The organism is Candidatus Limnocylindrus sp., assembly GCF_040397235.1.
Classification (GTDB): Bacteria; Chloroflexota; Limnocylindria; order Limnocylindrales; family Limnocylindraceae; genus Limnocylindrus.
The window spans coordinates 136,879-153,843 of record NZ_JBBAWH010000001.1; the positions used below are offsets into that span (position 1 = coordinate 136,879).

A 16,965-nucleotide genomic window follows, 5' to 3' on the forward strand; every position below is an offset into this window, starting at 1 on the left:
GCAGATGAGTGATACGCCGCGATCAATACTGGTGCTCACCGTCAGCGACTCGATTCATGCCGGCGAACGAGAAGATAAGGCGGGTACGCTTGCCGCCGCAGCCCTTGTCGCTCACGGCTGGGAGGTGCAGCGGGCACAGGCCCCCGACGAGCTTGATGCCATCCGCGCAGTTCTTGAGCAGCACATCGGCACCGTCGACGTGATCTTGACCGCTGGCGGAACGGGGCTGAGCTCGCGTGATGTAACCCCAGACGCAACCGCGCCGCTTCTGGAGCGGGTGATTCCAGGGATCCCTGATGCGATTCGCATGCTGGGGCGCTCCCAGACGCCTGCTGCGATCCTCTCCCGCGGCCTTGCCGGCGTGGCGAAGGGAACGCTGATCGTGAACCTCCCCGGCGGGAGTGGTGCGGTGCGCGACGGGCTGGCCATCCTGCTCCCCGTGCTTGAGCACGCCAGTGACGCGATCGGAGAGCGCGACCGCTCCTAGCCCCCGCCATTCGGCTTCGCACACAAGATCGTGTGTAGACTCTCCCCGAGACCGCAACCTGCGGTGGTTCCGCGCATAGCTGCGCGAAGGTGAGGAGGAGCGAGGGTGCGTTGCCCATCATGTAAGGAGCCGGATACGCGCGTCGTTGATTCGCGCGACCTTGATGACGGCTCGGTCATTCGTCGCCGTCGCGCCTGTCGCATCTGTGGCACACGCGTCACCACCTACGAGCGCGCCGAACTTGCCAAGCTCTACGTCATCAAGCGTTCGGGCGATCGTCAGGAGTACGACTCTCAGAAGCTCCTGGAAGGGCTGCGCCGCGCGCTCACCCGTCGCCCGGTGCCAGTCGATGCCCCCGAGCGCGCAGTTGAGGCGATCGAAGCACAGATTCGAGCCAGCGGCGCAACAGAGCTCTCCTCTGCCCGCATTGGTGCGTTGACGATGGCGGCGCTTCGCGAGATCGACCAGATCGCCTACATCCGCTTTGCGAGCGTCTACCAGTCGTTTGAAGACCTCGAAACGCTCAAGCGGGAAGTAGACGAGCTGCTCACCGAGAAAGGCGCAGGGAAGGGGAAGCGTCGAGTTCGCGCCGTAGAGGCCGAGGCATGAGCGTTCTCTCTGACCGCGACATTCTGACCGCGCTCGCAGCGGGCGAGATCGCGATTACACCGTTTGACGCAGTGGATGTGCAGCCGGCCTCGGTCGACCTCCACCTCGACGGCACGTTCCGCGTCTTTCGCAATAATCGGTACGGCTTCATTGATCCGCGCGTAGAGCAGCCGGACCTCACCGAAATTGAGCGCGTTGCTGATGGCGAACAGTTCATGCTGCACCCTGGAGAGTTTGTGCTCGGTCAAACTCGCGAGAAGATTTCGTTGGGGAACTCGCTGCTCGGACGCCTTGACGGGAAGTCATCACTCGGACGGCTCGGGCTGTTGATCCACTCCACCGCTGGTTACGTTGATCCAGGCTGGGTGGGGAACCTGACGCTAGAACTCGGCAACGTTGCCCGTCTGCCAATCGCGCTCTACCCGGGGATGCGCATTGGCCAGATCTCGTTCCACCGCATGTCCTCCGAGGTCGAACGGCCGTATGGGAGCAGCGAGCTACGCAGCCGGTATCAGGGCCAAACGGAGCCAACGGCGTCCGCAGCGCACGTTGGATTTGATGCTGAACAGCAGGCGCATGACGGAGCGAGGGTCGCCAAGCCTCGTGACTGAACGTCGCAGCATTAATCTCGGGGGGATCACGGTTGACCTGCTTCGCATCGGAACCTTCTGGAGCGATGCAGGGGCGATATTTGGTCCAGTACCCCAGGAGACCTGGGCGCCGATGGTTGCGGACGAACTCGATGCACGATCCCGCCTCTTGCAGGCACTCAACATCTTGCACATCAGTGATGCCAGCGGTGCGGTGCTTTTAGAGACTGGTGCGGTGCCAGCCGGCACGCAGGTCAGCGACGCAGATACAGATTCGCGCTCCGCCCGCGAAGCGCTGGCCGGCGCGGGGATCGATGTGGAGCGCATCGCCAGCATTGTGCCGAGCCACCTACATCGAGATCATGCTGGTGGACTCGTTGACCAGCATGGCGCCGCCGCCTTCCCCAACGCCCAGATCGTTGCCCCCGACCGTGAGATCGCAGCCGTCGCGAGCGGTTCGCTTCGTGCCCGTGCGGCGTATGACGTCCCCGGCCTCACGCGCCTCTTCGGCGCTACTGCACCGCGCTCGTTCGACGGCACGCTGGATCTCACCCCAACGATCACGCTGCGTCGACTCGGCGGTCACACCCCAGGCTCCCAGGCCACCATCGTGCGCGGTCGCGAGCGCACCCTCCTCTTTCTCGGTGACCTCTTCATGCGCCCCTGGCAGGCGAACCCGCGGTGGGTGACGGCATACGACGACGAGGCGTGGGTCTCCGTCGACGCGAAGGCCTCAATCTTCGCCGAGGCGGCGGCGGGCGAGTGGCTGGTCGTCATGAGTCATGAGGTACAGGCGCCCGCTGGTCGCATCGTGGCTGAACGCGATCGCTTCCGTTTCGTTAGCGAGTAGGCAGCAGCTCCTCGACCAGTGCGGCTGCCGCTTCGCGCGTTAGCGGCCCCGTAACCACGCGTAGGACACGACCATCGGCGTCAAGAATCAGTTTCGTTGGGATGCCACCAGCGCCAGCGGCGCGAAAGAGTTCACTGTTGACGTCGACCAGGAGTAGGTAGCCGAGCTGATAGCGCTCCCCATACGCCGCAACGGTTGATGAGAGTTCGCCGACCGAGATGCCGATCACCTGGAGGCCGCGATCGCGGTATGTGGCAGCGAGCGAGCGCAGCACGGGGGTCTCCTGCTGGCAGGGCGGGCACCAGGTGGCAAAGAGGTCAACGATCACCAGGCGTGGGGCAGGGAGCCTCGCCTGTTCGTCTGCAAAGACACCTCCACCAGCAACAGGTTGCCCTGCAGGGATCGTGAAAATTGCACCAATCTCGATCCCCGTGGCGTTCGGATCCACGATGTAGAGGTCACTCTGTGTTGAGGTTCCCGTTGGGATATTCGTTCGCGACAGCAGCAGGAGGAGAGCCAGTAGGGCAGCCGCCGCTCCGATAGCGCCGATGCTTCGTTGCGAAAATGGTCCGATCACAGGACGGGGAGCCCTGGGAGAATGCGCGAAAGCACCGTGAGTCCGCCAGTCGCAATCAGTACGCCAATGCCCGCAACGAGTAGCCCGCCAACGATGCCGGCGACGCGCGTACCGCCACGAAGCCGGCCCATGAGTCGTTGCAACGTCGCGGGGCTGCGATCAGCTAAGGCTGCGAGGGCCAAGAAGGGGAGTGCGAGGCCGAGGCTGTAGAGCGCCAGCAGCAGCGCCGCGCCAGCCACGTTGCTCCCAGCGGCTGCGATGCCGAGGGTCGCACCAAGGACGATACCGATGCAGGGTGTCCAGGCGATGGAGAAGGCGGCGCCCAGTAGGAGGCTGCCGAGGTAGCCGCCGCGCAGAATCGGCGTTGGTGCACGCATGCGGTCGAGCTGTGGGATGCGCAGGATGCCAGCAAGGTGCAGGCCACCGATCGTCACAGCAACGCCCACGGGAATCTGCAAGATCGGCAGAAGGCGTCCGGTGGCGCCGCCAACGTAGCCGGCGCTGATGCCGAGGGCGATGAAGATCGCGCTAAAGCCACAGGTGAAGAGGAGGGCGTGAGGCATTCGTGATGTGCCGGTGCCCAGCGCGGCGAGTCGACCGAGATAGGCGGGGACGATCGGGAGGACGCAGGGCGAGAGGAAACTCAGCACGCCCGCGAGCAGTGCGGTGAGGGCGTTAACGCTCTCCATCGACCTGGCCTACGGCACTGCGCACGAATGCGGCGATCTGCATCGGGCTGACGGCGAGCGGTAAAAGCTTCCCCGCAACCTCAAGTGCCGGGATCTGTTCAAGAAGTCGCGCATGCACCGCTGGGTCCTCCTCGATGTTCACCATGCTGAGCGTAAGGCGCGATCCCCCCTCAGTGATGAGTGTGCGCACGATCGCCTCTGTTCTCTCGCAGAGTTCGCACCCTGGGCGACCGTAGAGCGTGATCAGGGGCTGCTCCATGCGGGTATTCTCCCACGCCGCGTTCAGATACCCTACAGGGGGCCCCTGTAGCTCAGTGGATAGAGCGCCGCCGTCCTAAGGCGGGCGTCGTCGGTTCGATTCCGGCCGGGGGCACCATGAGGCGAGCAGGAGAGGAGGGCACGATGGGCGAAGCGTCACGGATGCAGAAAGAGATCCCTGACTTTCAGCAGCCGCCCGATGTTGGGGTGCTGCGCAATGGTGCGTTCCTGCGCCTCTGGATCGCCCAGCTCTTCACCCAGATCGGTGGCAACGTTGTGCTCTACGGTCTCACGGTGCTCGTTGCCGAGCGCAGTGGCTCCACCTCAACGCTCAGCGCCCTCTTCTTGAGCTTCCTTGTCCCAGCCGTCCTCCTTTCGCCAATTGCAGGCGTATGGGTGGATCGTCTCGACAAGCGGCTGGTGCTAATCGTCGCCAACCTGACCCGTGCCGGCGCATTCTTCCTGATGCTTGGCAGTGTCGATACGCTCGGCATCGTGCTCTTGCTCAATATCTTTGCGAGCATCATGACGACGCTCTTCGCCCCCGCCGAACTCGCGATGATCCCGCTGCTTGTTCGTCGCGAACAGCTCGTCTCAGCGAACGGGCTCTTCACCTTCACCCTGAATGCCGCATTCGCGCTGGGCTTCGCGCTCCTTGGACCTGCCGTGGTGCGCATTGCCGGCCCTGAGGCGTCCATCATTCTGGTTGCTGTTCTCTTCCTGCTTGCCGGTCTGCTCTGCTTTGGGCTCCCATCGGCGCCACCCGTCAAAATTGCCGGAAACATGCGCTCCAATACGACGCAAGCTACTCGGACCACCACCAGTGAGCTCGTCGAAGGGCTGCGCTTCATGTGGCGCCACAGTTCTGTCCTCTGGTCGTTGGCCTACCTTGCGATCGCTGCCAGCGTTGTGGGGGTCATGGGGGTCCTCGGACCCGACTACGTGCGTGACTCTCTCGGTCTCGATGCGCGCGATTTCTGGTTGGTCGTTTTGCCGATCGGCCTTGGCGTCGTGACCGGCATCCTTGCGCTCAACAGTTGGGGTTCGAGTCTTCCGCGCCGCCGCCTGATCGAAGGGGGGCTCTTCGGCGTCGGTGCAGGCTTGGCGCTGCTCGCCCTCGCCGTTCCGATCAGCCGCGCGATCTCCGATGGCGCACAACTCTTGGGCGAGCTCCCACTCGACGCGGGCGCCTCGACTCTCGCAACGGTGATCTTTGTCGCCTATTTCGCGGGCGTCTCGTACGGTCTCGTGGCGATCCCTGCGCAAACGGCCCTTCAGGAGGAGCTGCCGGAGGAGGTGCGTGGGCGTGTCTTTGGCGTCTTGAACATGCTCGTCAGCCTCGGCAGCTTTGTGCCGATCATCGCTGTGGGCCCGATCGCTGATGCCGTTGGGGCAACGAACACGCTCCTGGGCGTTGGTGTCGTCATTGTTCTCGTGGCGATTTCCTCAATCGTGCGTGGACCACAGCGAACGGCGCGGCCGTAACGCCTGGTGCTCGCTAGCCGCGCAGCAGGGCGACGGCGATCTCTCCCGCGAGGCGGGCGTTGGACTCCGCCAGTGCGAGGTTGGCGGGGATTGATCGCGAATCTGTAGCCGCGGCAATCGCCGCCAAGATCTTAGGCGTGGCCTTCGGGCCAGTTGCTCCAGCTCGCTCAGCCTCAGCGAGCCCAGCGGCAATGGCATCGGCGATCTCTGCTGCGGGGATCTCAGCTTCGAGCGGGATTGGGTTTGCAACCAGCATGCCGCCAGGCCAGCCAAGTGCCGTGTTCGCCTTGGCAATCGCGGCAATTTCCGTGGCGCTCTCAACGCGATGGTTGAGTGCGAGGCCACTGCTGCGACTCCAGAAGGCGGGGAAGGTGCTCGTCTGGTAGCCGATCACGGGGACACTCAGCGTCTCAAGCACCTCGAGGGTCTTTGGCAGATCGAGGAATGCCTTAGCGCCGGCACTCACCACGATGACCGGGTGGCGCGACATCGCACCGAGATCCGACGACACATCAAAGCTCAGCTCGGCGCCGCGATGCACACCGCCGATGCCACCAGTCGCAAAGACACGAATGCCGGCGAGTCCAGCGATCGTGACCGTTGCGGAGACCGTGGTGACGCCAGTGCGCTTCGCCGCGATTGCAAAAGGTAGATCGCGCTCGGCGAGCTTCTCGTCGGCGGCGAGGACGAGCGCCTCATGATGTGGCTCGATGCCCGCCCAGAGTTCGCCATCGATCACGGCGGTGACGGCGGGGATTGCACCAGCCGCGCGAATCGCCGCGTTGACTCGATCAAAACACTCGCGGTTGTAGGGGGCGGGGAGGCCCATCTTTGATGTGATGGTGGACTCGAGGGCGACGACGGGCATACCAGAGGCGAGTGCAGCGGCTACTTCGGCAGACTGGCGAATGTTCACGAAGCCTCCCTCTGGTCGCTCTCGGTCGCCTGTCGCTGCAGATGACCCGCCGCAGCTGTGTGTCCAGCGGCAAGCGCATCCTCCCATGATTCGCCGCGTGCTCGCGCAACGAGGAGGCCGCCGGCGAATGCGTCACCTGCACCCGTGCTGTCGATCCCCGGTGGGAGTGGATGCGCGGGGAGTGCGGCAACGTGCTCACCCTCTGGTGAGCGCACCTCAGCGATCCCTGCACCATGTTTCGCGATGAGGATGGACCCAGGGAGTGGGCGATTAATTAGATCGAGATAGGCACACTCCTCTTCGTTGACAAACAAGAGGGTGGGGGCCAGTTCAGCAAAGCGACGACGACTCTCCTCGGGACCCCAGGCGCTCAGCGCACCAACCGAGGAGGCATCGAGCGATGTGGGGATCCCCGCGTCACGTGCGTGGGCGAAGAGTCGACGTGTGGTCTCGCCGAGTGGCTCGCCGAGGAGCGAGTAGGCGGGGGCGTGGAGCCACGATCCGCCCGTCACGGCCGCAGGACCCGGGTCGCGCAGGGAGAGGGCGGCGGCGCGGTCGGGGAGCATGGTCCGCTCACCATCTGGTTCAACCACCACCACGATGCTGGCGCTGCGGCCACCGCGCTGCAGGAGCGGCTCCACCCCAGCTCGCAGGAGGGCCGCCTCAAGAGCCTCGGCGGTGGCGTCGTCACCGACAGCGCCGATGAAGCGCGCTGCGCCGCCGGCGGCCACGGCGGCCACGGCAACGTTGGCGGCGCTCCCGCCGCGTCGTCGCGTGATCTGGGCAGCGGCATCTGAGCCGCGCCGCCACGGTGCGTCCAGCCGCACGGCAATCTCGTCGATCAGGTCGCCCACGCAGACGATCAGTGGGGTTGGGGTCGCTCGGTTCGCTCGGTCGATCATGCGGGGGAGTGTATCGGCTATTCTCTGGCTCCTTGGGCGGTTAGCTCAGTTGGTTAGAGCGCAGCCTTGACATGGCTGAGGTCACAGGTTCGAGTCCTGTACCGCCCACCAGTACCGAGAGGCGCGGAGAGGGGTCCAAGGGATGGCAGACGAGGTAGCGGCAGCAGAGGTCGTCGAGATCGACGAGATCCTTGAGGCACCCGCGCGCGGCTCTGCCGAGGAGCTTCTCGATGCCGGTGCGAGCGACAACCTCAGCCGCATGCGGCACTCCGCCGCTCACGTCATGGCCGAAGCGGTCGCGCGCCTCTTCCCGGGCGCAAAGCTCGGCATTGGCCCGGCGATCACCGATGGTTTCTACTACGACTTCCTACTAGAGCGCGCCATCACCCCCGACGATCTGGCCGCCATTGAGGCCGAGATGTCCAAGAGCATCGCCGCGAACCATAGGTTCACTCTTTCCGAGCACACCTTCGACGATGAGCGTGCCGCACTGGTGCGCGGGGATCAACCCTTCAAGGTTGAGATCATGGACGACCTCGCCAAGGCTGCCGCAGCGGAGGGGAAGCCTGCCCCGAGCGTCACGACCTACCAGCACGGCGCATTCCAAGATCTCTGCCGCGGTCCACATGTGGAGAGCACGGGCAAGATCGGTCCGTTTAAGTTGCTCTCTATTGCGGGAGCGTATTGGCGCGGGAAGAGTGATCGGCCGATGCTGCAGCGCATCTATGGCACCGCGTGGGAGACGCAAGAGCAGATCGACCAGTACCTGTGGCGCCGTGATGAGGCGCGCAGGCGCGATCATCGCAAGCTCGGCGTAGCGCTCGACCTCTTCTCGTTCCACGACGTCTCGCCCGGGAGTGCCTTCTGGCACCCGAAGGGGCAACGACTCTGGCGCACGCTCGAAGGTGCGATGCGTGAGATGCAGGAGCGCCGCGGCTATCAGGAGATCTCCACGCCGATCGTCGTCAGCAAGCACCTCTGGGAGCAGTCGGGACACTGGGATCTCTATCGCGAGAATATGTTCATCATCGAATCCGAGGGTGAAGAGTTCAGCCTCAAGCCGATGAACTGCCCCGAGAGCACCGTGATCTATCGCACGCGCACGCGCAGCTACCGTGATCTGCCGCTGCGACTCTCCGAATACGGTCGACTGCATCGCAACGAACTGTCGGGAACACTGAGTGGACTCACCCGAGTACGTCACTTCATCCAAGATGATGGCCACATCTACGTACGTCCAGACCAGATTGAATCTGAAGTCGCAGCGCTGTTAGAAGAGGTTCGTGAGGTGTATGCCTGGTTCGATCTCCCAGTGGAGTTTGTATTCTCAACCAAGCCTGCGAAGGCACTTGGCGACCCCAAGCTCTGGGAGAAGGCGGAGTCGATGATCGAGAAGGCGCTGCGCGACTCTGGCGCTAAATGGCAGCTCAAGCCTGGTGACGGTGCCTTCTATGCGCCGAAGATCGACATCATTGTGCGCGACGCGCTTGGACGTGAGTGGCAGACGGCAACCGTGCAGGTTGACCTTGTGATGCTCCCGGAGCGATTCGACCTTACGTATACCGATGAGGCGGGGGAGCGCGTCCGCCCGATCGCCATTCACCGTGCGATCTACGGCTCGCTGGAGCGCTTCATCGGCATCTTGGTCGAACACTACGCTGGGGCCTTCCCGTTCTGGCTGGCCCCTGAGCAGGTTGTCATCATCCCGATTGCCGACCGCCACCTTGAATTCGTTACGGCGGGTGCCGCAGTGCTGCGCGCCGCCGGCATTCGCGTCAGCATCGATGACTCGTCGAACCGCATGCAGAATAAGATCCGTTTGGCTCAGGAGCAGAAGGTGCCGTTGATGCTCGTCGTGGGCGATAAGGAGATTGAGGCTGGCGGGGCCGCGCCACGTTGGCGCGATGGCACCCAGGAGCCTGCAACCAGCTGGGAGGCTCTCGCAGCCACCCTCGCGGCGCGCGCGGCCGCTCGCACCGCGTGAGGGTGCTACGCTCCCTACCCCCGCAAGGACGCTGTCCTCGGGTCCAAGGCTGATGATCGTGAGGGTCTGACCGATTAAGGATCTACGCATCAATACCCAGATCCGCGTTCCACAGGTGCGCGTTCTGGATGAAGAGGGGAACCAGCTCGGCGTTCTCGCTACCCCCGAAGCCCTGCGACAGGCACAGGAGCGCGGCCTTGACCTCGTAGAGATCGCCCCAACCTCGGCCCCCCCTGTCTGCAAATACCTCGACTACGGCAAGTTCAAGTACGAGGCCCAGAAGAAGGAGCAGGACGCCCGCAAGCGTCAGAAGGTTGCCGACCTGAAGGAGCTTCGCTGCACCCCCAAGATCGGGGATGCCGACCTGCAGACCAAGATCCGCCAGGCTCATAAGTTCCTCTCGGGGGGCGACCGGGTGAAATTCTCGGTCAAGTTCCGTGGCCGCGAGATGACCCACCCTGAGATTGGGCGGGCGATTTTGGACCGGGTTGTGAAGGGATTGGCCGATGTGGCCCAGCTCGAGCGCCCCTCACTCCTCGAGGGACGCTTCCTCTCCATCCAACTGGTAGCATTACCCCGACAGAAGGGTCAGACGGCCCCGGCACCCGGCACCGATGAGCCGGCCGTACCAGCCCTTGAAGGGGAGTAACCATGCCAAAGATGAAGACACACAAGGGCGCGCAGAAGCGCATCGGATTCACGGGCTCAGGGAAGCCGATCCGCGTGAAGTCGTGGCGTGGCCATCACCTTGAAATCAAATCGTCCCGACGCATCCGCCGCTACGCGGGGAAGACCGTCCTCGGAACCACGCACAAGAATCAGATTTCACGCCTGCTGCCGTACGGCGGCTGAGCGACAACGAGAGGAGTAGAAGATGGCACGAGTTAAGCGCGGAGTTGCCGGTCACAAGCGCCACAAGCGCCTGCTTCAGGCTGCTGAGGGGCGACGTGGCTCACGCCACAAGCTCATTCGTCCGGCGCGTGAGGCCCTGCTCCACGCCCTTGCCTACGCAACGCGAGACCGACAGCAGCGCAAGCGCCAGATGCGTGAGCTGTGGATCCACCGCGTTAACGCAGCGGCTCGCCTCAACGGCGTCTCCTACTCACAGTTCATCGCCGGCCTCAAGCGCAACAACATTGCGATTGACCGCAAGATGTTGGCCGACCTCGCTGTTCGCGATGCCGCGGCATTCACGGCGGTCGCGGTCGCAGCGAAGCGCGCCTAGCCCCTTCGGTCCGCGGTAGTGGACCTCGCAGCGCTCGAGAAACAGCTCCGCACATTGCAGGCTGACGCCGCAACGCGAATTGCCGCCGCCGCTTCGACCGCTGATCTCGACGAGCTTGGCTCATCGCTCCTCGGGAAGCGTGGTGCCATCACCGAGATCCTTCGCGGCATCGGCGCCCTCCCTGCGGACGATCGCCCCAAGATCGGTGTCGTTGCGAATGAGGTGCGCGCCGCGATCGATGCGTCAGTCACCGCCCGGCGCGTCGCCCTCTCAGCGGGTGAGCTTCTGGAGCGCATCGAACGAGAACGAGTTGACGCAACCACCCCAGGCCCAGCTCCGCGGATCGGCTCGCTCCATCCAATCCCAGAGACGATCGCCGCGATTGCCGAGATCATGGCCTCGTTCGGCTTCGTCGTTGCCGAAGGTGAGGAGATTGAAGACGACGTCACCAACTTTCAGTTGCTGAACATTCCAGAGGATCACCCGTCGCGCGACCTTTGGGACACGCTCTATTTGCAAGAGCCAGGGCGACTGCTCCGCACACACACGTCGCCGGGGCAGATCCGCACCATGCAGGCCGGTGGTCCGCCGATTCGCGTCATCCTCCCTGGGCGCTGCTTCCGCTACGAGGCGGTCGATGCGAGCCATGGCTTTGAGTTTCATCAGGTTGAAGGGCTGCTTGTTGACCGCGGCGCGACGCTCGCCGACCTCAAGGGGATCCTGGACGAGTTGGCGAAGGGCCTCTTCGGCTCAGCGGCACGCACCAGGTTTAGGCCAGGGTATTACCCGTTCACCGAGCCATCCGTCGCAGTTGACGTTTCGTGGCCCGGGAGCAAGGACGGCTGGATGACGATTCTCGGTGCTGGGATGGTGCACCCAGTGGTGCTTGAGAATGGCGGCATCGATGCAGAGACACATCAAGGGTTCGCCTTCGGTCTCGGCGTTGAGCGCATCGCAATGTTGCGCCATGACATTCCTGACCTCCGCGCCTTCCTTGAGAACGACCTGCGCTTCTTGGCGGGATTCCGATGAAGATTCCGCTCTCCTGGCTTCGTGAGTTCACCGATGTCCAGCTGACCGCCGAGCAGTTGGCCGAAGCGCTCACCCTGCGTGGCCTTGAGGTTCGCGGCGTGGAGCGTTGGGGGGCCAACTGGAGCAAGATGGTCGTTGGCGAGCTCCTTGAGGTGGGACCGCATCCGAAGGCCGATCGACTGCAACTAACGAAGGTGCGCATCGGCGATGGTCCAATCCTCAACATTGTCTGCGGTGCTCGCAACATTGCTGCTGGGCAGCGCATCCCGGTAGCGCTCGTTGGCGCGCAAATGCCCGATGGTCGACAGATTGAGCGCGCCGAGAAGATGGGGGTCGCATCTGAAGGGATGCTCTGCTCCGGGCAGGAGCTCGACGCAACCGACGACGGTGACGGCATCCTGATCCTTGATCCATCGGCCCCCCTCGGGGTGCCTCTTGTTGATTACCTGGGCGAGGATGTCATTGACGTCGACGTCAAGCCGAACCGCGGCGATCTCCTCTCGATCTTGGGGCTCGCCCGCGAGGTGGGGGCGATCACGGGAGCACCGGTGGCCTACGCAGCGCGACCGCTCAAAGAGGGGGGCGATGCCGTAGCTGCGGGGCTGGCCCTGCGCGTTGCGGATGAGGCGCTCGCACCGCACGTTGTTCTGCGCGTGGTCGACGGACTGAACGTTGCCGCATCGCCTGATCGAGTGCAGATGCGCCTGAAGGCGGCCGGCCTCCGCTCGATCTCGAACGTTGTTGATGCCACCAACTACATCATGTTGGAGCTCGGCAAGCCGACGCACGCGTTTGATCGTGCCAAGGTGGGCAACACCGTGCAGATTCGCCTCGCCAAGAAGGGGGAGAGCCTCGAGACGCTCGACCACGAGGTGCGCAGCCTCGATGCAACAGACCTGGTGGTCGCCGACGAACGCACCGCCCTCGCCCTTGCCGGTGTGATGGGGGGCGCGAGCAGCGAAGTTACGCCGTCCACCACGAGCGTGATCATCGAGAGCGCCATCTTCGCCCCAACGTCGGTTCGCCGCACCGCACAGCGGCACAGCCTGCGCTCTGAGGCGTCACATCGCTTTGAGCGCGGCCAAGAGCGCCGCCTTGCCGTACTTGGCGCCGATCAGGTAGCCGCACTCCTCACAGAGTGGGCTGGCGGTGTGGCCCGATCAGGACGCCTGGTAAGCGGTGCCGGTGAGGTCCCCGCAGCAACGCTGAACTTCCGACCTGCGCGTGTTCGCGCGCTGCTCGGAGTCGCCCTCACCGACGATGAGCAGGTTGCACTACTCGGCACAATCGGCATCAGCGCAGAGGCTGCCGCCGATGCAACGAAGATCGTCGTCACGCCGAAGCGCTCTCTCTCCGTCGCGAAGGGGAGCGCGCGGTCCGTGCGTGTGCCAAGTTGGCGTAGTGATCTTGAGATTGAAGCCGATCTCGCCGAAGAGGTTGCGCGCCTGTACGGCTATGAGCGCATCCCAACCTCAATCCCGAGCGCCGACCTTCCGCCGCATCGGCCAAGCCCGACGCTGCTCCGTGATCGTGTGCGCCGTCTCCTTGCGGATGCAGGGCTGCACGAAGTTGTGACCCACGCACTCGTGTCGGCCGCACAGGCTGAGCTCTGGAGCGAACCCACTGCACTGGTTACGGGTTCGCTTGCGGCATCGGAGGGTGCCGCAGGTGGTGCGTCGATTGTCTTGAAGAATCCGCTCTCGGCGGATCACGACCGACTCCGTCAGTCCCTCCTGCCGAGCTTGCTCGATCGAGTTGATGCCAATCTCCGCTACGGAGCAACCTCGGGTGCCATCTTTGAGGTCGGTCGTGGCTACGGCAGCACGAAGGGTGTCCCATCGGAGTGGACCCGCCTTGCCATCGCGGTATGGGGGGAGCGTGAGCAGGGTGCCCCGAGCGCAGGCGCAACGACGTGGAACCTCGACGAACTCAAGCGCCTCCTCGCGCAGGTTGCGCACCTCGTCGGCGAGCGACCAGCGTACGGCGCGTCAATCGACTCGGCAGTGCTTCACCCTGGCATCAACGCGGGGATTACCGGTGACCGTTTCGCGGGCCTCCTCGGAGAGCTCCATCCCGCATCGCCGACCTGGCGTGATGAGCCGCGCGTCTTGCTCGCTGAGGTGGCGATCGCCGGCCTTCGGTCGGGGCGCCTTGACGTTGCGCAGGTGTCGCTGCCACCGACAACGCCACCAGTAACGCGCGATACTGCGCTCCTCATCCCCGCCGCGACCACCGTCGGTCACGTCGTTGATGTCGCACGAAAGAGCGTTTCGCGAGCCACGGCTGTTGAGCTTTTCGACCTCTTCGCTGGAGCACCTCTGGCCCCAGGTGAGCGTTCAGCCGGGCTGCGCTTCACCTTCCAGCCAAGCGCAACCGGAGCGGATGATGAGGCGATTACTGCCGAGCTAGCCGCCTTTGAGGGTGCTGTGCTCCGCGCCTGTGGCGCACGTATTCGCAGCGTCGAGGGGCAATGAGCGCGACCGTACTCGTCGATCTCATTGTTGTGGTGCTTCTCGTCCTCGCGGCGTGGAGCGGCGGACGTACCGGCGCGGCACGCAGCGCAGTCTCACTTCTGGCGCTCGCCCTCGGCCTCATCATCAGCGCACAAGGGCAGGGTGCAATAACCCAGTTCGTCGCCCAGCTCCTCCCCAGTGTCGACACGCGCCTTATTGGGCTCGGCATCTTTATCGGTGGGATCTGGATCCTCTTGGCCATCGCCTCGTATCTGATCGGCCGCCTTCTACAGGCGTCACTGCGCGCTATTCACCTCGGGCCGGTCGACACGGCGCTTGGGGCGGTCTTCGGTTTGCTGCAGTGGAGTGTGGCGGTTGCCGCCCTCGTCTTCGTGCTTGACGCCGCGCTCTCGGTGCGCTTCACCCTGCCGTCGCCACTAAGTGAGATCGCAGCAGCGATTACGGCTGCGCAATCCTCTGAGGTGATTCGTGGCCTGATCTATCCGATCGCAGGCCAGCTGTTCGGCGAACTCCTTCCAGAAGGCCTGCGCGCGCTGCTCGTTCCGTGAGGCGCGCAGCGGCGCGGCCGTACGACGAACGCTCCCTGACACGCCTTGAGTGGGCGGCGCTCCTCGACATACTCATCGAAGCATGTGCATTTGCCCCTTCACGTTTACTCGCGGTGGAGCTGCGCCCTACCGCTGGCGGCGGCAGCCTGCCAACCCTGCGAGCCCTCGGTCGTGAGATTGCGGAGCTGCGACGAGATGGGGGAGACCCGCACATTGGCGGCGCGAGCGACCTGGAGCCAGCCGCAGAGCGTGGCGCTAAGGGGGGCACGCTCGATGGCTCCGCACTCTTTGCGATCAGCGAGACGCTCCGCGTCGTCGAGCGCATCTCCAGTGATCTAGCTGGGTCGGGCCCAACGCTCAGCGCCCTTGGGGCCGCCCTTGCCCCGCTTCGTCCGCTGCGTAGTTCGATTGAGCGTGCGATCGCTCCCGATGGGTCCATTCTCGATGCGGCATCACCGCTTCTTGCTGGGCTGCGCGCGCTCCATCGCACTAGTCTTGAGCGACTCCGCACCCGTCTCGAGACGCTGGCACATGCAAAAAACTACAGCCCCTACCTGCAGGAGCCAATCGTTACGGTACGAAACGGGCGCTACGTGCTGCCGGTCCGCTCGGAGTGGAAGTCCCGTGTCCCAGGGATCGTGCACGACGCGAGTGCCACCGGCCAAACGCTGTGGATCGAGCCACTAGAGGTTGTTGAGCTCGGCAACGCTGCACGAGAGTCTGAGGCGGCGGTCGCCACCGAAGAGGCGCGGATCCTCGGAGCGCTCTCTGCACTCGTTGGCGCAGATGCGGCGGCGCTCCGTTCCAACGGTGCAGGTCTCGCGCTCTTTGATCTGGCCCGCGCAGTTGCCGACGTTGGGCGTGATCGAAACTGGCTCTATGCCGACGATGCGCCAGATGGCGATCTGCTCCTGACAGAGGCGAGCCACCCACTGCTCACGCCGCCAGTGGTGCCGATGAGCCTGCATCTTGACGTTGAGCGACGAGTGCTCGTGATCACCGGACCCAACACCGGCGGCAAGACGGTGGCACTCAAGGCGGTGGGGCTACTTACGGCGATGCATCACGCCGGTCTACCCATTCCGAGCGGGTTTGGGTCGGCGGTGCCCCCAACGGGGAACGTCTGGGCTGACATTGGCGACGATCAGTCCATCGCACAGAGCCTCAGCACCTTCTCTGGCCACCTGACCTCGATTCAGCGCATCTTGCTCGGTGCGGTCTCGGGCGACGTCGTGCTCCTTGATGAGGCGGGGGCGGGGACCGACCCGGCGGAAGGGGCTGCCCTGGCCGCCGCAATCATTGACGAGCTGCGACTTCGCGGCTGTCGCGTGTTGGCCACCAGCCACTACGCGGAACTTAAGCAGTACGCACATGTCACACCGGGTGTCGTGAACGGTTCTGTGGCATTTGATCTTGCCACCCTTGCACCAACCTATCGCCTAGAGGTTGGCGCTCCTGGAGGGTCGCAGGCGTTCGCGATTGCCGCGCGCCTCGGTCTGCCACAGCCGCTGCTCGATGCGGCGCAGGCACGTCGCAGCGACCAAGGGGCCACGCTCGATGCAGCGCTCGCTGCGGCTGCGGATGCCGAGCGAGCCGCGCGCGAAGCACGCCAGGTAGCGGAGGGGCTGCAAGAGCGCGCTGCAGACTCACTTGCACAAGCGGTGGAGCTGCGCCGCGCCACGGAGCGAGGGGCCATCGAAGCGCGCCAAACGGCAACAGCAGAGGCGCGCGAGGCCGCGACGGCGATCTTGCTTCGTGTTGAGCAGTTGCGGGCGGCGCTTGAGTCGGGGAGCCTGACACCGGAGGCTCTAGCGATGGCGACGGATCTGCAGCAGGCAGTAGCCGCTGGCGCAGCCTCGTCGCTGCACGAAGAGCAAGATGCGAGCGGGGGGCTCTCTTCCACGGCGCTGGCGGCGGCTGTCGGTAGCGATGTGCTGCTGCGATCGGGGGCCCGCGGCACGCTGCTTGCGGTGGATGGCGCGAACGCGACGATCGCCCTCGGTCGGATGCACAGCTCACTACCAGTCACGGAGATCAGCAAGATCCTGGTATCAGCGAAGTCAACACCTCAGTCTGCAGTTCGACCGACAGGCTCCCTCTCCGCGGCGAAGCTCGATCTGCGTGGTGCGCGCGTTGAAGATGCGCTGGCAGCGCTAGAGGCACGAATCAGCGCCGTGCTGCTGGCAGGCGGCGATCAGCTGGAGATCATCCACGGGGTTGGCACCGGTGCACTTCGCGATGTGGTGCGTCGCAAGCTGCGAGAGCTACCTGAGGTTCGCGAAGTACGTTCGGCTGATGAGCCTGGCCGCGAAGGGGTGACCCTCGCCCTCCTCTAGTCG

General features: G+C 64.4%; 18 protein-coding genes and 2 tRNA genes. 15 read left to right on the top strand and 5 right to left on the bottom strand.

The genetic code is table 11. The annotated features are described in order from the left end of the window. Window positions 1-4: 4 nt before the first annotated feature. The 4 genes from AC3LB0_RS00720 (at window position 5) to AC3LB0_RS00735 (ending at window position 2,536) form a co-directional block, all read left to right on the top strand. Complete coding sequence (locus tag AC3LB0_RS00720) at window positions 5-487, top strand: MogA/MoaB family molybdenum cofactor biosynthesis protein (RefSeq protein WP_488649261.1); 483 nt, start codon at window positions 5-7, stop codon at window positions 485-487. A 105-nt stretch (window positions 488-592) separates the two neighbouring features. Beyond that, window positions 593-1,096 (top strand): transcriptional regulator NrdR, encoded by a 504-nt coding sequence (nrdR, locus tag AC3LB0_RS00725; protein WP_488649262.1) that lies wholly within the window; start codon window positions 593-595, stop codon window positions 1,094-1,096. Beyond that, window positions 1,093-1,707, top strand: a complete 615-nt coding sequence (gene dcd / locus AC3LB0_RS00730) for a dCTP deaminase (protein WP_488649263.1) — start codon at window positions 1,093-1,095, stop codon at window positions 1,705-1,707. The genes nrdR and dcd overlap by 4 nt, the downstream gene beginning before the upstream one ends. Next, window positions 1,700-2,536: an MBL fold metallo-hydrolase gene (locus tag AC3LB0_RS00735; protein WP_488649264.1), complete on the top strand. Its 837-nt coding sequence runs from the start codon at window positions 1,700-1,702 to the stop codon at window positions 2,534-2,536. Before dcd ends, AC3LB0_RS00735 begins: the two co-directional genes overlap by 8 nt. On the opposite strand, the gene AC3LB0_RS00740 is transcribed toward AC3LB0_RS00735, so the two are convergent. From AC3LB0_RS00740 to AC3LB0_RS00750, 3 genes are read right to left on the bottom strand one after another with little or no spacing between them, the layout of a single operon-like run. Beyond that, entirely contained in the window at window positions 2,526-3,113 is a 588-nt protein-coding gene (locus tag AC3LB0_RS00740) for a TlpA family protein disulfide reductase (RefSeq protein WP_488649265.1), read from the bottom strand. The two genes, AC3LB0_RS00735 and AC3LB0_RS00740, sit on opposite strands and share 11 nt — an antisense overlap. After that, window positions 3,110-3,802 carry a cytochrome c biogenesis CcdA family protein gene (locus AC3LB0_RS00745; protein ID WP_488649266.1) on the bottom strand — a complete coding sequence of 231 codons (693 nt, stop codon included), beginning with the start codon at window positions 3,800-3,802 and terminating at the stop codon, window positions 3,110-3,112. The genes AC3LB0_RS00740 and AC3LB0_RS00745 overlap by 4 nt, the downstream gene beginning before the upstream one ends. Continuing rightward, window positions 3,789-4,061, bottom strand: a complete 273-nt coding sequence (locus AC3LB0_RS00750) for a glutaredoxin family protein (protein ID WP_488649267.1) — start codon at window positions 4,059-4,061, stop codon at window positions 3,789-3,791. The genes AC3LB0_RS00745 and AC3LB0_RS00750 overlap by 14 nt, the downstream gene beginning before the upstream one ends. A gap of 41 nt (window positions 4,062-4,102) precedes the next feature. On the opposite strand from AC3LB0_RS00750, the gene AC3LB0_RS00755 reads away from it, so the two are divergent. Both AC3LB0_RS00755 and AC3LB0_RS00760 read left to right on the top strand, forming a co-directional pair. Continuing rightward, window positions 4,103-4,178 (top strand) — tRNA-Arg (locus AC3LB0_RS00755). Window positions 4,179-4,204: 26 nt separating this feature from the next. Then, complete coding sequence (locus AC3LB0_RS00760) at window positions 4,205-5,545, top strand: MFS transporter (RefSeq protein WP_488649268.1); 1,341 nt, start codon at window positions 4,205-4,207, stop codon at window positions 5,543-5,545. Between the two features lie 13 nt (window positions 5,546-5,558). On the opposite strand, the gene AC3LB0_RS00765 is transcribed toward AC3LB0_RS00760, so the two are convergent. After that, the gene (locus tag AC3LB0_RS00765) at window positions 5,559-6,461 is read right to left on the bottom strand and encodes a pseudouridine-5'-phosphate glycosidase (protein ID WP_488649269.1); all 903 of its coding nucleotides are present in this window, start codon (window positions 6,459-6,461) and stop codon (window positions 5,559-5,561) included. Further along, window positions 6,458-7,363 (bottom strand): carbohydrate kinase family protein, encoded by a 906-nt coding sequence (locus tag AC3LB0_RS00770; protein ID WP_488649270.1) that lies wholly within the window; start codon window positions 7,361-7,363, stop codon window positions 6,458-6,460. The genes AC3LB0_RS00765 and AC3LB0_RS00770 overlap by 4 nt, the downstream gene beginning before the upstream one ends. A gap of 34 nt (window positions 7,364-7,397) precedes the next feature. On the opposite strand from AC3LB0_RS00770, the gene AC3LB0_RS00775 reads away from it, so the two are divergent. The 9 genes from AC3LB0_RS00775 (at window position 7,398) to AC3LB0_RS00815 (ending at window position 16,962) form a co-directional block, all read left to right on the top strand. After that, a tRNA-Val gene (locus AC3LB0_RS00775) sits at window positions 7,398-7,474 on the top strand. A 31-nt stretch (window positions 7,475-7,505) separates the two neighbouring features. Continuing rightward, window positions 7,506-9,347 (top strand): threonine--tRNA ligase, encoded by a 1,842-nt coding sequence (thrS, locus tag AC3LB0_RS00780; RefSeq protein WP_488649271.1) that lies wholly within the window; start codon window positions 7,506-7,508, stop codon window positions 9,345-9,347. Window positions 9,348-9,435: 88 nt separating this feature from the next. Continuing rightward, entirely contained in the window at window positions 9,436-9,996 is a 561-nt protein-coding gene (infC, locus tag AC3LB0_RS00785) for a translation initiation factor IF-3 (RefSeq protein ID WP_488648677.1), read from the top strand. Between the two features lie 2 nt (window positions 9,997-9,998). Further along, a complete protein-coding gene (gene rpmI / locus AC3LB0_RS00790; RefSeq protein ID WP_488649272.1) occupies window positions 9,999-10,199 on the top strand; it encodes a 50S ribosomal protein L35 in 201 nt (66 codons plus the stop codon). A 22-nt stretch (window positions 10,200-10,221) separates the two neighbouring features. Beyond that, window positions 10,222-10,572 carry a 50S ribosomal protein L20 gene (rplT, locus tag AC3LB0_RS00795; protein ID WP_488649273.1) on the top strand — a complete coding sequence of 117 codons (351 nt, stop codon included), beginning with the start codon at window positions 10,222-10,224 and terminating at the stop codon, window positions 10,570-10,572. Between the two features lie 18 nt (window positions 10,573-10,590). Next, on the top strand, window positions 10,591-11,604 hold the full coding sequence (gene pheS / locus AC3LB0_RS00800; RefSeq protein WP_488649274.1) for a phenylalanine--tRNA ligase subunit alpha: 1,014 nt from the start codon (window positions 10,591-10,593) through the stop codon (window positions 11,602-11,604). Beyond that, entirely contained in the window at window positions 11,601-14,078 is a 2,478-nt protein-coding gene (gene pheT / locus AC3LB0_RS00805) for a phenylalanine--tRNA ligase subunit beta (protein ID WP_488649275.1), read from the top strand. The genes pheS and pheT overlap by 4 nt, the downstream gene beginning before the upstream one ends. After that, window positions 14,075-14,626 (top strand): CvpA family protein, encoded by a 552-nt coding sequence (locus AC3LB0_RS00810; protein ID WP_488649276.1) that lies wholly within the window; start codon window positions 14,075-14,077, stop codon window positions 14,624-14,626. Before pheT ends, AC3LB0_RS00810 begins: the two co-directional genes overlap by 4 nt. Further along, window positions 14,623-16,962 carry an endonuclease MutS2 gene (locus AC3LB0_RS00815; protein ID WP_488649277.1) on the top strand — a complete coding sequence of 780 codons (2,340 nt, stop codon included), beginning with the start codon at window positions 14,623-14,625 and terminating at the stop codon, window positions 16,960-16,962. Before AC3LB0_RS00810 ends, AC3LB0_RS00815 begins: the two co-directional genes overlap by 4 nt. The last annotated feature ends 3 nt before the right edge of the window (window positions 16,963-16,965 follow it).

Bases quoted from the DNA above. Each gene is read 5' to 3' on its own strand.
- AC3LB0_RS00760 (WP_488649268.1), top strand. From the start codon at position 4,205: ATGGGCGAAGCGTCACGGATGCAGAAAGAGATCCCTGACTTTCAGCAG.
- AC3LB0_RS00770 (WP_488649270.1), bottom strand. From the start codon at position 7,363: ATGATCGACCGAGCGAACCGAGCGACCCCAACCCCACTGATCGTCTGC.
- dcd (WP_488649263.1), top strand. From the start codon at position 1,093: ATGAGCGTTCTCTCTGACCGCGACATTCTGACCGCGCTCGCAGCGGGC.
- thrS (WP_488649271.1), top strand. From the start codon at position 7,506: ATGGCAGACGAGGTAGCGGCAGCAGAGGTCGTCGAGATCGACGAGATC.
- rplT (WP_488649273.1), top strand. From the start codon at position 10,222: ATGGCACGAGTTAAGCGCGGAGTTGCCGGTCACAAGCGCCACAAGCGC.
- AC3LB0_RS00745 (WP_488649266.1), bottom strand. From the start codon at position 3,802: ATGGAGAGCGTTAACGCCCTCACCGCACTGCTCGCGGGCGTGCTGAGT.
- pheT (WP_488649275.1), top strand. From the start codon at position 11,601: ATGAAGATTCCGCTCTCCTGGCTTCGTGAGTTCACCGATGTCCAGCTG.
- AC3LB0_RS00720 (WP_488649261.1), top strand. From the start codon at position 5: ATGAGTGATACGCCGCGATCAATACTGGTGCTCACCGTCAGCGACTCG.
- rpmI (WP_488649272.1), top strand. From the start codon at position 9,999: ATGCCAAAGATGAAGACACACAAGGGCGCGCAGAAGCGCATCGGATTC.
- AC3LB0_RS00750 (WP_488649267.1), bottom strand. From the start codon at position 4,061: ATGGAGCAGCCCCTGATCACGCTCTACGGTCGCCCAGGGTGCGAACTC.
- AC3LB0_RS00810 (WP_488649276.1), top strand. From the start codon at position 14,075: ATGAGCGCGACCGTACTCGTCGATCTCATTGTTGTGGTGCTTCTCGTC.